The sequence below is a fragment of the Nonomuraea sp. NPDC026600 genome (genome assembly GCF_040638335.1).
Taxonomy (GTDB): Bacteria; Actinomycetota; Actinomycetes; order Streptosporangiales; family Streptosporangiaceae; genus Nonomuraea.
Genome location: NZ_JBEZYD010000052.1, coordinates 67,903 through 79,832, shown reverse-complemented (window position 1 = coordinate 79,832; position 11,930 = coordinate 67,903). Strand labels below are relative to the sequence as shown.

The following is an 11,930-nucleotide window of genomic DNA, read 5'->3' as shown; positions in this document are numbered from 1 at the left end:
GGTCATCATTATTTCTGCGGTCACGCTATGTAGCGACGATGGATCCGGACATCACGTGACCATCACCTCACAGCGGCGACCTTGAAATCGCCCTGGGGGGCTACCGTGTGAATCAATGCGCCCCCGTAGTCATCCTCGACTTCTCCTGGAAAGCGAGCCGACTTATGACCGTGGACATCCGGGACGTTAAAACCTTCGCGAACCTCGAGAAGAGTTTTACCCTCGAGGAGTTCTGGGGGATGATCGAGGACAATCTTCCAGTGCGAGTGGGTACTAACCCCACGCCGGAGGAAGCACAGGAGGAAATGCGGAACCGCGAGCACACGAAGATGTTCCTCGCCGAGATCCAGCTAAGGTACCCGGGGATGTCCCTCACCGAGGTGCGGCTAAGGTACCTGGGCGCCCCCCACTGGCACCTCGTCACCGAGTCGATCAATGCCATCAACGCGTATCGGACCATTACCAATGGAATCGCATATCAGACCATTACCGCCAACATTGTGCGGCAGGAGATCACGAAAATGGAACGTGCTCTCGGGCTGCCGGACACGACTCCGCCGCCGGTGCCGCCGCCGGCCACGCCGGTCGACGCGTTCCTGACGCTGCTGGCCGCCCGGCGCGGTGCCTATACCTGGATCCCTGGCCCCAGCAAAACCTTCACGGAGTGGGTCAACAGCCCGTTGCCGCTCGACTATCCACTCCCTATCACCGCGGAGATCAACTGCTGGGAAGCGGTGCTGGCCGCGGCCGCCGAGGCCGGTCTCGTGCCCATGGGAGCCCTTCGCGGCAGCCACCTGAATACCGGTCGCCCCGCCGGTCGCCCTCTGAAGACCCGTACCACCACCGAGCGCCTGCTCGGCTTTCTCATCAGCAAGGGAACGGAGAAGGTCACCCACGACCCGGCGACGCCAGGGAAGAACGATATCAACGCTGGCGATGTCATTGTGATTGAGAGGAACATGCAGCACGTCGTCGCTGTCGTCACCCCCAACCGCGAGCAGTACCGCCGCATCCAGGTGATGTCGCTGTGGAACGGTGTCAGCGGCGGGATTTTCGGCTTGGTCAAACTCGAAGAGGTTCTAAGGGACGGTTGGAGATTCCAGCACTCCTCACTGAAGGAACTGGCTCAGCAGGATTGAACGGCCAGCCGGTCAGCGACCGCGCGGTGACGGGTCGATGATCGGGGCGTGCCGGTCGAGCGTCCTGACTTCGTCGAGGCTGCTCCCACCCTCCCCGGCGACTCCCGGATCAGGCTGCCTCCTACTTCCACCCCGCCGCTACGACAACGAAGCGATGGCGGTCTCTCACCTCCTCGTGGCGCACTTGCACGAGTCTTGGCGACACCCGTGATCTTGGTTCCCACGGTTTCTCCCGGTCTCGAGACAGTCCGTCGAAGACCGATGGGAGACGCTGGGGCGAGAATGACGAGGTAGGCGTGCTCAACCCTATGGCGCAAGATCGGCAAAGCCCTGGCGTGAGCCGGAGCGTTGCTAGCGTTGGACCGTGTCGTGCTGGTCGGCGCGGTGCGCCGCTCAACGGAAAGAGACCTGATGCGCGCGACGATCCGCAGGGCAGTGATCCCCGCCGCCGGACTCGGCTCCCGCCTCCTGCCGCTGACCAAGGCGATCCCCAAGGAGATGCTGCCGGTCGGCGACAAGCCGGTGATCGAGCACACCGTGCGCGAGCTGGTCGCCTCCGGCATCACGGACATCACCATCGTCGTCTCCGGCGGGAAATCCCTGATCCAGGACCACTTCCGCCCCAACCCCGCTCTGGTGGCCCAGCTGCGCGCCGACGGCAAGACCGCCTACGCCGACGCCGTGGAGGAGGTCGCCGAGCTTTCCCGGCAGGGCCACATCACCTACCTGGACCAGCACGGCCCGTACGGCAACGGCACCCCGGTCCTGAACGCCGCCCACGGCATCGGCGACGAGCCGATGCTCGTCCTGTGGCCCGACGACGTGTTCGTGGCCGAGGTGCCCCGCGCCCAGCAACTGATCCGCGCCTACGAAGCCACCAGCTGTCCGGTGCTGGCCCTGATGCCCATCGACCGGCAGGACTCCGCGCGGTACGGCGTGCCCGTGGTCCAGGAGAACCTCCAGGGCGGCCTGCTGCGGATCTCCGGCCTGGTCGAAAAGCCCAAACCCGCAGACGCGCCCTCCGCGTACGCCGCCATCGGCGGCTACGTCGTCACGCCGGCCATCATCGACGAGCTGCGCGAGCAGACCAAGCGCTGGTATGAGCACCGCACCGGCGAGGTCTACCTGACCGATGCCATCAACGCCTGCGCCGGCAACCACGTCGTGTACGGGCAGGTCATCTCCGGCCACTGGTACGACACCGGCAACCCGGCGGACTACCTCACCGCCCAGTTCGCCGCCGCCCTGGCGCACCCCGAGTACGGGCCGCTCCTACGCCGGCTCGCCCGCGACCTCGGCGACAACGACCGCCCCGACACCGGCACCTGATGTCTTTGGCGCGCACTCCCCCGCGCCTGACCACCTGGCCTGGAGAGCAGACTCCAGGCCAGGGTGCTCAGGATGTGATGATGTCGCCGATGGTGAGGGTGTACGGCGCCGCCTTGGTGATCGAGTCGGCCACCGCGGTGATCAGGATGCGGGATTGGCCGAGCGGGGTCCTGATCGAGGTGTGCAGCGTGATGGTGACCGGGTGGTCCTCGCTCAGCTTCGGGGAGGACAAGGTGGCGATTACCCCGGGCGGCAGGTTGGTGACGCTGACCGCCGCGGAGGAGGTGAAGCCCTTGGAGGGGGTGAGGGAAACCACGGTGGTGATCGAGTCACCCGGTTGGACCGAGCCGAGCTTGGGGTTGAGCGTGATGGAGAAGTCGGTGGGGATCGCCTGGATCGCCAGCGCGTGCAGGGCGGTCGCGCCCGAGCCGAGATAGGTGGCGTGGCTCACCCCGGAGACGAGGCTGGGGTTGGGGTCGTTGGGCGCGGTCGATCCGGTGCCCAAGCTGCCCAGGGTGTTGCCGCCCCAGGCCAGCACCGTGCCGTCGCCGCGCCGCGCGTAGCCGTTCTCCGCGCCGACCGCGAGTTGGATGGCGCCGCTGACGGAGGTGGCCACAGGGGGGTAGACGGGATTGGAGATGGTGCCGATGCCCAGCTGACCGCGGTTATTGGCGCCCCAGCTCCACACCGTTCCGTCGTTGCGCAGCGCGCTGACGTTGCTTGAGCCGATGCCGATCTGGGTCAGGCCGGCGATATTGGCGGTGAATCCCGGGGTGGGGCGGTCGCCGGGGCCGCCAGGGCCCAGTTGGCTGACCCCGTTGTCGCCCCAGCCGAACACCGTGCCGTCGGCGCGCAGGGCCAGGCCGTCGAAGTCGGCGGCGGCGACGTCGATGATGGTGGTCAGGCCCGCCAGCTTGGCCGGAGTGGCGCGGAAACCCCCGACCGTTCCGTTGCCCAGTTGGCCGTCACTGTTGCTGCCCCAGGTCCACACCTCGCCATTGACGTCACGCGCCACGACCGAGCGCTGGCTGGTCTCGACATCGGCCATGGGCGGCAGGCCGAGAACCTGCTTGGGCACGGGGTTGGTCGCGGGCACGTTGTCGCCCAGGCCGAGGTTGCCGAATCCCGAGCCGTTGAAGCCCCAGGCCCACAGTCTGCCGCTGGAGTCGATGGCGAAGCTGCTGCCCGCGCCCGCGGAGACGTCGATGATGCCCGTCAGCCCTGGCACGTGCACGGGGGTGAGGCTGGGAGTGGTGGTGCCATCGCCCAGCCCGCCGAAACCGTTGGTGCCCCACGACCAGATGGTGGTGTCGGCGGCGATGGCCAGGGTGTGGGAGGTGCCGGCCTCGACCTTGGTGAAGGCGATCTGCCCGGCCACGGTGACCGGGGTGTTGGCCTGCTGGGTGGTGCCGTCGCCGAGCTGGCCTTGTTCGTTGTGGCCCCAGGCGACGGTGAGGATCTGGTCGGTGGGATCGGCGAGCGCCGGCGTCCCGGCCGCCACCATCGTCGTCGCCGAGGCGGCGGCCAACGCCAGGGCCACGAGGGCGGACCCCGGCCGTCGGCGCCGGGAGCGGATTCGGGACTGGGCCGCCCCGTCCCGAACCGGCGCCTCCCCACGTGATCGTGAGCTGAACATCGTGATGTTCTCCCTCGAAAGGATCGCACCGCACGAGGCGTCGACGGCCAGCCGGATTCATCCGTTCCCCCGGACAGCTGGGCACACCGAACCGCGCTCACCGCGGCCGGAGCCGGACGGCCCCGTTGCTCTAAGGGCGTGACAGCACGTTCCACCACGTGACATCGCTGCACATTCCAGCCGCGACTGCGCGGCCGCCTCCGAGGTCGCCCGTGCTGGACCCGATCTGGAGTCGGCTCAGTGGGACTGTTCAGGCGAGCGTGCGTGGATGGTCTCGGCCCAGGTGTCGGCCCAGACGTTGAGCTCATGGAGGGCGGGGCCGAGGGCCGTCCCCACGACGGTCAGCGTGTAGCCGGCCTCGCTGGGGGTGACCAGATCGGCGGTCGTCAGCTCGTCGAGGCGCTGGTACAGGACGCTGGAGGACAGCCCTTCGCAGCGTGCGAGCAGAGCCCGCGCGCCGAGCGGGCCGTCTCGCAACTCCCAGATGATCCGCAGGGCCCAGCGGCGGCTCAGCAGGTCCATGGCGGCCATCAGCGGCCGGCCGGTCTTGGAGCCGCGGACGGGCCGGCCAGGAAGCGGAGTCCGATTCGTGGACATACCCCTCCTTGTGTTTCGTTTTCCGAAACATTAGCATCGAGCCGGGCGTTTCGATTTCCGAAACAGTTGAGGAGGGTGGATGTCGCGCATAGCCCTGGTGGAACCGCCGTACGAGCCCGAGGTCGGGGCGCAGTTGGAGAGCATGATGCCGGCGGGCGTTCCGCCGATCGGGCTGTTCCGGATGTTCGCCCGTAATCTTCCGATGACCAGTGCGATGCATGGATGGGGCCGTTACGAGCTGGGCCGTCAGCTGACGCTGACGATGCGGGAGCGGGAGATCATCATCGCCCGTACGTGCGCGCTGTGCCGCTGCGAGTACGAGTGGGGCGTCCATGTGTCGATGTTCGCCGAGCGGGTCGGGCTGACCACCGCGCAGATCGTCTCGGTGACGCACGGGACGCCCAGCGATCCGTGCTGGGAGTCCCCCCGGGAACGCCTGCTGATCGAGGCCGTCGACGCCCTGCACGCCGACTGCGACATCGACGACGCGCTGTGGGCCCGGCTCGCGGAGGTCATGGACGACGGCCGGCTCCTCGATCTACTCCTGCTCTGCGGCTGGTACCACGCGATCAGCTTCGCCGCCACCGCGGCACGCGTGCCCCACGAGCCGAACACCCCAAGGTTCGCCGACTTCGCTCCCGCGAGCTTGTCACCGCCGTCTCACCGCGTCACCGGCGGCGACTTCCCGGGCTCGTCCCACGACTCTTCACCTGGATCGCAGCCGTTCCGCTGAGTGCGGACCATCCGTTCAGCGGGCCGTCCGCGCTACTCGTTCGTCCATGAGCCCGGTCGCCGCCAGGTCGGTCCACAGGCTGTCGGGTATCTGTTTGGTGAACGCGGCAAGGTTGCGCCGTACCTCGTCGGCGGAGCGCATGCCGACCACGATGCCGGCGACCGCCGGGTGTCGCAGGGGGAAGGCCAGGGCGGCTTCGGGCAGAGTCACGCCGTGGGCCTCGCAGACGTCGGCGATGCGGTGCGCGCGCCGAATCATCTCTTCGGAGGCCGGACGGTAGTCGAATCGCGCGTCGGGGCCGGGACGTGGCGTGGCGAGGAGACCGGAGTTGAAGATGGCGGCGGCGAGGATCGAGACACCGCGTTCGGTGCATGCGGGCAGCAGATCGTCGAGGGCGGAGTGTTCGAGCAAGGTGTAGTGGCCCGCCAACATGACGACGTCGACGTCGGCCTCCCGGACGAGCCGGGTCAGCATTCCGGTGTCGTACATGCCCGCCCCGATGGCGTCGACCATGCCCTCCGCCCGCAACTCGGCCAGTGCGGGGTAACCGTCGCGCAGTGCGGCCTCGAAGTGATTCTCGGCGTCGTGCAGGAAGAGCATGTCGATGCGGTCGACGCCCATGCGGGTGAGGGAGTCCTCCACGCTGCGCCGGACACCGTCGCGGGAGAAGTCCCAGACCCGCCGGTGGGTCGCGGGTACGTGGAAGGCGTCGTCCATCTGGCCGGCCGGATCCTGCGGCAGCAGCAGCCGGCCCACCTTGGTGGACAGGACGTACTCGGTGCGCGGCACCTGGCGCAGGAACTCCCCGATCCGGCGCTCGGAGTGGCCGATCCCGTAATGCGGGGAGGTGTCGAAGTAGCGGACCCCGCCCTCCCACGCTGCGGCCAGTGCCTCGCCGGCCGCGTCGTCGGTCAGCGGTGCGAACAGCCCGCCCAGCGGACCACCGCCGAAACCCAGTTCCGTGACCTCCACCGTGCTGCGCCCGAGCCGCCGGGATTTCATCCGCTTGTCCCTTCATCGCCGTTGCTGAGTACAGCTCACAGCATGGAGGTGAGGCGGCCAAACAATTAAGCGCATGACTTAATGATCATTTGTGCGCAAGGAGCAGGCCCGCGCCCGCGTGGGCCGGTCGGTCGCGTTCCCGTACAGGCGTTCGAGGCAATCACACGACCGGGCCGGCAGTCGTCGCCTGAGGTTGCGGCTGGTCAGGGGGTGAGCTGCTGGTGTCCTATGACGGAGAGCAGATCAAGCTTGCTCTGGCTTTCCGTGCCGGGGCGCGCGGTCAGCACGATGAGGGTCTGGGCGCGGTTCTCGGTGAACAGGACCTGGCAGTCGACGTCGATGCGGCCGAGTTCGGGATGGAGGATGGTCTTGCTGTCGTCGTAGCGCTGGGCGACCTCCTGTCGTTCCCACGCGCGGACGAACTCGGGGCTGCGCTCCTGGAGTTCGGCGACGATCCGGGCGGCTCGGGGGGGATCGCTGTCGGCCGTCAGTGCGGCTCGCAGGCGGGCCGCCTGGGTGCGGCTGTGGCGCGGGTGGTCTTCTTCGGGGTAGTACAGGCGCTCGGCAGGGTCGGTGAACCAGCGGTAGTAGGCGCTGCGGGCCAGGCCGGTGTGGCGGGTCTGGTCTCCCATCAGCGCGGTGGCGAGCGGGTTCATCGCGAGAGTGTCGGCCAGATCGGACAGCACCAGGGCAGGGGCGTCGTCCAGGCGGTCCAGGACCCGCATCAGGGTCGGGCTGACGTGCTCCAGGCGGTGGAAGCGGGCCGGGGCGTTGTGGCCGATGAGGCCGAAGAGGTGGTCGCGTTCGTCCAGCGTCAGCCGCAGTGCCCGGGCGAGGGCGGTCGCGATCTGCACGGAGGGCTGCGGGCCGCGCTGCTGCTCCAGGCGGGCGTAGTAGTCGGTGGACATGCCGGCGAGATGGGCGACCTCCTCGCGGCGCAGCCCCTGGGTCCGCCTGCGCGGACCCTCGGCCAGCCCGACGTCGCGGGGGCGCAGCGCCTCACGCCGCCGGCGCAGGAATTGCGCCAGTTCCTTCTTGTCCATGCCTCCATCGTCGCCGCTTCCTGCCCTCCTTACCAGGGACGGCCGATCCCTGGCTGAGCTGGGGCGACGGCGTGAGCGGCGGCGACCCGAGGGTCCAGGCAGGGACTGCCGATCCATGGATGAATCCTCCTCTCCCGCCCCCGCGCAGACGCTCCTACGGTCGAGGCTGCGGGCGCTCACCGGCCCGCCACAGCGAAGGAGAGAACACCCCCATGAAGATGACCGGCAACACGATCCTGATCACCGGCGGCACCTCGGGCATCGGGCTCGGCCTGGCCCTGCGCCTGCACGACGCCGGCAACAAGGTGATCGTCGCCGGCCGGCGCAAGGAACTCCTCGACCGGATCACCACCGAGCACCTGGGCATCGAGGCACTCGTCCTCGACGTGGCCGACTCCGCGTCGATCATCCGCGCCGCCGAAACGGTGGCCGCGAGCCACCCGCGACTGAACGTCCTGGTCAACAACGCCGGCATCATGCTGCGGGAAAACCTCCTCGACCCCGCCTCCCTGCCGGTCGCCGAGGATCACGTCACGATCAACCTGCTCGGCACGCTCCGTATGACGTACGCCTTCCTGCCCCTGCTCGTGGGCAAGGACGACCCGGCCGTCATCAACGTCACCTCCGCGCTGGCGTTCGTACCGCTGCCGATCACCCCCACCTACAACGCGACCAAGGCCGCGCTGCACTCCTTCACCGAGAGCCTGCGCGTCCAGCTCGCCGACACCGGTGTCCAGGTGATCGAAGTGGCCCCGCCCGGCGTGCGCACCACCTTGCTGGACCAGCAGGACGACGAGAACGCCATGCCGCTGGAGGACTTCCTCACCGAGACCCTGACCCTCCTGCGCGACCAGCCCGACGCCAAGGAACTCGTCGTGGAGCGCGCCAGGTTCGTACGTGACGCGGAGGCCAACGGCACCTACGACAGCGTCCTCGCCATGCTCAGCGGCCTCTGAGCGACGCCCGCACCACTGACGACTGCGGGTGGGGCCGCCTCGGTGAAGTCCTGTTACCCGCCGGTGATGTGCGACAAGGTCGAACGATCCGCCAGACAGGTGCTCTGTGGGGTCTTGGGCGGGGCCGATCAGCCGGGTCCTGGCCGGGGCCTGCAGCCAGGCGCGCACCGGGTCAGGGTGCTCCGCACACAAGTTCAGCAGGAACGCGTCGACGCCGGCCATCACCGCTGCGCGAACTGGCGGAGTCCAACGAGTCGACCAGCGTTTTGCCGCGCTCGCGCGTCCGCGAGGAAGGGGTCGGGTTGGTGGGCGGGTTCCCAGGCCCGGCCGGTGAGGGGTCGGGCCTGGGTGGGTGGGGTCGGCGGTCAGCCGATGGCGTAGGCGCGGATGATCGTCTGGGTCAGTCCGGTGCCCGCCGTGCCGGTCACCACCGCGCGGAGCGAGACGAACCCGGCCGTACTCGGGTTCGGCACCATGGCGGACCAGCCCGAGCCGGTGCGGGCGACCGGGACCTTGCGCCAGTTCGCGCCGTCGTCGACGGACATCTCCAGCCGGATCGACTCCGTCTCCACCGGCGCGGAGCCGGGGTTGCGTTCGATCCGGATGGGCAGGCGGGTCACGCTGCCCGGCTTGGCGCGGTTCGATTCGTCCAGGCCCTCGGGGCTGTAACGGACCGCGGTCAGCGGCAGCGGCTGCTCCTTGGCGGTGGTCGCGAACGGGAACGTCCACACCGACTCCACGCCGGTGGACAGCGCCGAGTGCGGGACCTGCCTGCGCATCGACGCGGTCAGCGTGTACGAGCCGCGCCCGGAGGGAAGGTCGGCGCGCAGCTCGCATCCCTCCTGCTCGTAGATCCAGCAGCCGGCGAGGTCGGCGTTGGCCAGCACCTGCCCGTCCTTGGCGAGGGTGGCGACGCCGGTGGCGGCGGCGTCCGACCCCGTCCTGCCCGCGCCCCCGTCGGAGAACAGCCCCACTCCGGAGAAGGTCAGCTTGTCGCCGGTACGGCTGCCGCCCGGCAGCAGGAACGACGGCCCGATGACCGCGGCGTTCCAGACCTCACTGGTTTCCCCGCGCTTGGCGAGCCTGCCGCCGTCGAACATCAGCGAGCTGCCGACCTCGAGCCCGCTGTTGTAGGTCAGCCCGGGGGTGCGGTAGTGGATGAGCGTGCCGGGCAGGGTGATATCGCCGACCAGCGGTGTCAGGTTCGAACCGGGGAAATCAGAGTCGCGCGGTCCGGCCAGCGGCGTGCCCGTGGCCGCCACTCCTGAGGCCCGGTACGTCGCGGTGACCTTCGCCAGATCCTTCTGCCTGACGTTGTAGGCGGGATCCTCGGGCAAGCCGTCGGTGCGACGGTTGACGAGTTGGTAGACGTACGGGCTGGGAGAGGCGTCCTTGCTGAGCCACACGGTCTCCAGACTGTAGGTCAGACCTGGCCGGCGGCTGGGAACGACGAAGAATCCGGTGTTGACGTCGCCATTTGTCGACCACATGGAGTTCCATGCACCGTGGGTCAGCCCGAGGGAGTAACCGCGCTGAAGTTCGGCGCTCGGATCGTCAAGCGTGATCTTGGCTGCCCTGCCCTGGCGGGCGTCCACCGTCAGCTGCTGGTCGCCGCCGTCGACCTTCAGCGCGGGATCGGCGATCGTCGTGTGCCACTTCCCGTCGATCTTCTCCAAGGTCTCGGTGTAGAGGTTCCAATCGCCCTCGGGCAGTCGTACCTTGGCCACGCCGTTCCGGAAGGCCGGCTGGTGGATGGCGCCGGTCTTCGCGTCGTAGATCTGGCTCTGCCTGGGGTTGATCGGCCGGCCCTGCTTGCCGACGACGGTGAGCGTGACGTCGTAGGACTCAGGCTCGACGTAGGCGCCCGCCAGCGTGCGGACCACCGTCTCACCCGACCTCGCGGTGACCGTTCCCGGGTAGTCGCCCGGCGCCTTGCCGCCGGAAGGCCGCCCAGAGGTTGCCCTGCGTGGCGACGACCTGCTGCTTCAGTGCCCGTACCAGGTCGATCAGCCCGGCTCCCTGCTGATAGAGCGTCGTGCCCTGGGCGGGCGCGGCGCTGCCGATCAGCGCGGCCTTGAGCTGCGCGCCCGTCCACTCCGGATGGCGCTGGGCCAGGATCGCCGCCGCCCCCGCCACGTGCGGGCTGGCCATCGAGGTGCCGCTGAGCGGCCGGTGGAGGCCGTCGGCGGTGCCCGCGGCGGCCGCGGCCACGATGTCCACGCCCGGCGCGGTCACCTCGGGTTTGATCGCGTGGTCGCTCACTCGCGGCCCCGGACTGGAGAAGTCGGCAAGCCGCCCCTGTTTGTCCACCGCGCCCACGGTCAACGCCGTCTCAGCGCTACCGGGACTGCCCACCCTGCCATCGGCGCCGCCGTTTCCCGCCGCCGCGACGAACAGCGTGCCGGTCCGCTCCGACAGCGTGTTGACCGCCTGCTCCAGCGGGTCCAGATCGGGGCCGTCCGTGTCGCCGAAGCTCATGTTGACGACCTTGGCCTTGACCTCGACGGCCGCCCACTCCATGCCGGCGAGGATGGCCGAATCGGTCGGGCCAGTGGCGCCGCCCACCTTCCCGATGGCCAGCTTCGCCTCCGGGGCCACGCCCCGGTACTTCTCGTCCCTGCCCGCCACGATCGAGGCGACATGGGTGCCGTGGCCGATGGTGTCGCGGATGTCGGGGTCGTCACTGAAGTTGCGCTCCTGCGCCACCGCGTCCTTCAGGTCCGGATGGTCAGGGTCGTAGCCGGAGTCGAGGACCGCGACGGTGACGCCTTTGCCCGTCATGCCCTGCTGCCACGCCTGCGGCGCGCCGATCTGCTTGACGCTCTCGTCCAGCGAGAACGACCTGCGGCCGTCGAGCCACAGCTTGGTACGCCCCGCCACCAGGGCGCGGGCGCCGCCGCCCGTCAGGTCCTTCCAGGTCTGGGCGGCGTTCGCCTTCGGCACGCGCGCCGCGCTCATCCCGAGACCGGACAACTGCCGGACCCGCTGGGCGCCCTGCGGTGCGACGGCCTGCCCGGCGGTCGCTTGAGAGATCACGGGGATGTCGGGGGTGTCGGCGTCGCCGTACTTCCAGGCCAGGAGCTGGGTGATGTCGAACAGCCGCCGGTCCAGCACGCCCTGGGCGATCAGCGGCGTGGCGTCGGCGGGTATCACGTACAGGTGGCCTCCGAGCACCTGGCTCGTGAAGTCCGCCTGCCTGCCGGGACCGGGCTTCACGTGGTGGCCCCGCCCGGTGACCACGACGCGGTCGCCGGTGATCAGGGTCACCCCGTTGTCCTGCGGAGGCGGGGCCGGCACGGCCGACGCCGGTGTGGCGCTGATTGCTCCTGCCGCGAGCGCGGCGATGAGGGACTTGCCTAAAGTCACGATCTACCTCATAGACGTAGGAGAGTGATCTTTCTCTCCTGTCTTCGCCGATGACCGCATTCGTCTTCCCGGGCGCCCGCGGCCTGCGCCACCGCGCTCAAGCGAAGCGGAGCGCGGCGTGCGGGGTGG

General features: G+C 69.1%; 10 protein-coding genes. 4 read left to right on the top strand and 6 right to left on the bottom strand.

What is annotated here, in order from left to right; all coding sequences use genetic code 11:
- Nucleotides 1–164 precede the first annotated feature (164 nt).
- Nucleotides 165–1,139, top strand: coding sequence for a hypothetical protein (locus AB0F17_RS59420; protein WP_358044128.1), 975 nt, complete (start codon nucleotides 165–167; stop codon nucleotides 1,137–1,139).
- A 411-nt stretch (nucleotides 1,140–1,550) separates the two neighbouring features.
- Nucleotides 1,551–2,468: a UTP--glucose-1-phosphate uridylyltransferase gene (locus AB0F17_RS59415; RefSeq protein WP_358044125.1), complete on the top strand. Its 918-nt coding sequence runs from the start codon at nucleotides 1,551–1,553 to the stop codon at nucleotides 2,466–2,468.
- 67 nt (nucleotides 2,469–2,535) lie between these two features.
- Here the strand turns inward: AB0F17_RS59415 and AB0F17_RS59410 are convergent, their stop codons facing one another.
- On the bottom strand, nucleotides 2,536–4,008 hold the full coding sequence (locus tag AB0F17_RS59410; RefSeq protein WP_358044122.1) for a hypothetical protein: 1,473 nt from the start codon (nucleotides 4,006–4,008) through the stop codon (nucleotides 2,536–2,538).
- Between the two features lie 333 nt (nucleotides 4,009–4,341).
- Complete coding sequence (locus tag AB0F17_RS59405) at nucleotides 4,342–4,701, bottom strand: helix-turn-helix domain-containing protein (protein ID WP_358044119.1); 360 nt, start codon at nucleotides 4,699–4,701, stop codon at nucleotides 4,342–4,344.
- Nucleotides 4,702–4,780: 79 nt separating this feature from the next.
- Here AB0F17_RS59405 and AB0F17_RS59400 point away from each other — a divergent pair, with 79 nt between their 5' ends.
- Nucleotides 4,781–5,434 carry a carboxymuconolactone decarboxylase family protein gene (locus AB0F17_RS59400; protein ID WP_358044117.1) on the top strand — a complete coding sequence of 218 codons (654 nt, stop codon included), beginning with the start codon at nucleotides 4,781–4,783 and terminating at the stop codon, nucleotides 5,432–5,434.
- Nucleotides 5,435–5,449: 15 nt separating this feature from the next.
- Here the strand turns inward: AB0F17_RS59400 and AB0F17_RS59395 are convergent, their stop codons facing one another.
- Both AB0F17_RS59395 and AB0F17_RS59390 read right to left on the bottom strand, forming a co-directional pair.
- On the bottom strand, nucleotides 5,450–6,436 hold the full coding sequence (locus AB0F17_RS59395) for an aldo/keto reductase (RefSeq protein ID WP_358044114.1): 987 nt from the start codon (nucleotides 6,434–6,436) through the stop codon (nucleotides 5,450–5,452).
- 203 nt (nucleotides 6,437–6,639) lie between these two features.
- Nucleotides 6,640–7,479, bottom strand: a complete 840-nt coding sequence (locus AB0F17_RS59390) for a helix-turn-helix transcriptional regulator (RefSeq protein ID WP_358044111.1) — start codon at nucleotides 7,477–7,479, stop codon at nucleotides 6,640–6,642.
- Between the two features lie 212 nt (nucleotides 7,480–7,691).
- Here AB0F17_RS59390 and AB0F17_RS59385 point away from each other — a divergent pair, with 212 nt between their 5' ends.
- Nucleotides 7,692–8,435, top strand: coding sequence for an SDR family oxidoreductase (locus AB0F17_RS59385; RefSeq protein ID WP_358044108.1), 744 nt, complete (start codon nucleotides 7,692–7,694; stop codon nucleotides 8,433–8,435).
- 365 nt (nucleotides 8,436–8,800) lie between these two features.
- On the opposite strand, the gene AB0F17_RS59380 is transcribed toward AB0F17_RS59385, so the two are convergent.
- On the bottom strand, nucleotides 8,801–10,318 hold the full coding sequence (locus tag AB0F17_RS59380) for a hypothetical protein (RefSeq protein ID WP_358044105.1): 1,518 nt from the start codon (nucleotides 10,316–10,318) through the stop codon (nucleotides 8,801–8,803).
- 4 nt (nucleotides 10,319–10,322) lie between these two features.
- Nucleotides 10,323–11,801 carry a S8 family serine peptidase gene (locus AB0F17_RS59375; protein WP_358044103.1) on the bottom strand — a complete coding sequence of 493 codons (1,479 nt, stop codon included), beginning with the start codon at nucleotides 11,799–11,801 and terminating at the stop codon, nucleotides 10,323–10,325.
- Between the last annotated feature and the right edge of the window lie 129 nt (nucleotides 11,802–11,930).

Bases quoted from the DNA above. Each gene is read 5' to 3' on its own strand.
- AB0F17_RS59420 (WP_358044128.1), top strand. From the start codon at position 165: ATGACCGTGGACATCCGGGACGTTAAAACCTTCGCGAACCTCGAGAAG.
- AB0F17_RS59415 (WP_358044125.1), top strand. From the start codon at position 1,551: ATGCGCGCGACGATCCGCAGGGCAGTGATCCCCGCCGCCGGACTCGGC.
- AB0F17_RS59405 (WP_358044119.1), bottom strand. From the start codon at position 4,701: ATGTCCACGAATCGGACTCCGCTTCCTGGCCGGCCCGTCCGCGGCTCC.
- AB0F17_RS59400 (WP_358044117.1), top strand. From the start codon at position 4,781: ATGTCGCGCATAGCCCTGGTGGAACCGCCGTACGAGCCCGAGGTCGGG.
- AB0F17_RS59395 (WP_358044114.1), bottom strand. From the start codon at position 6,436: ATGAAATCCCGGCGGCTCGGGCGCAGCACGGTGGAGGTCACGGAACTG.
- AB0F17_RS59390 (WP_358044111.1), bottom strand. From the start codon at position 7,479: ATGGACAAGAAGGAACTGGCGCAATTCCTGCGCCGGCGGCGTGAGGCG.
- AB0F17_RS59385 (WP_358044108.1), top strand. From the start codon at position 7,692: ATGAAGATGACCGGCAACACGATCCTGATCACCGGCGGCACCTCGGGC.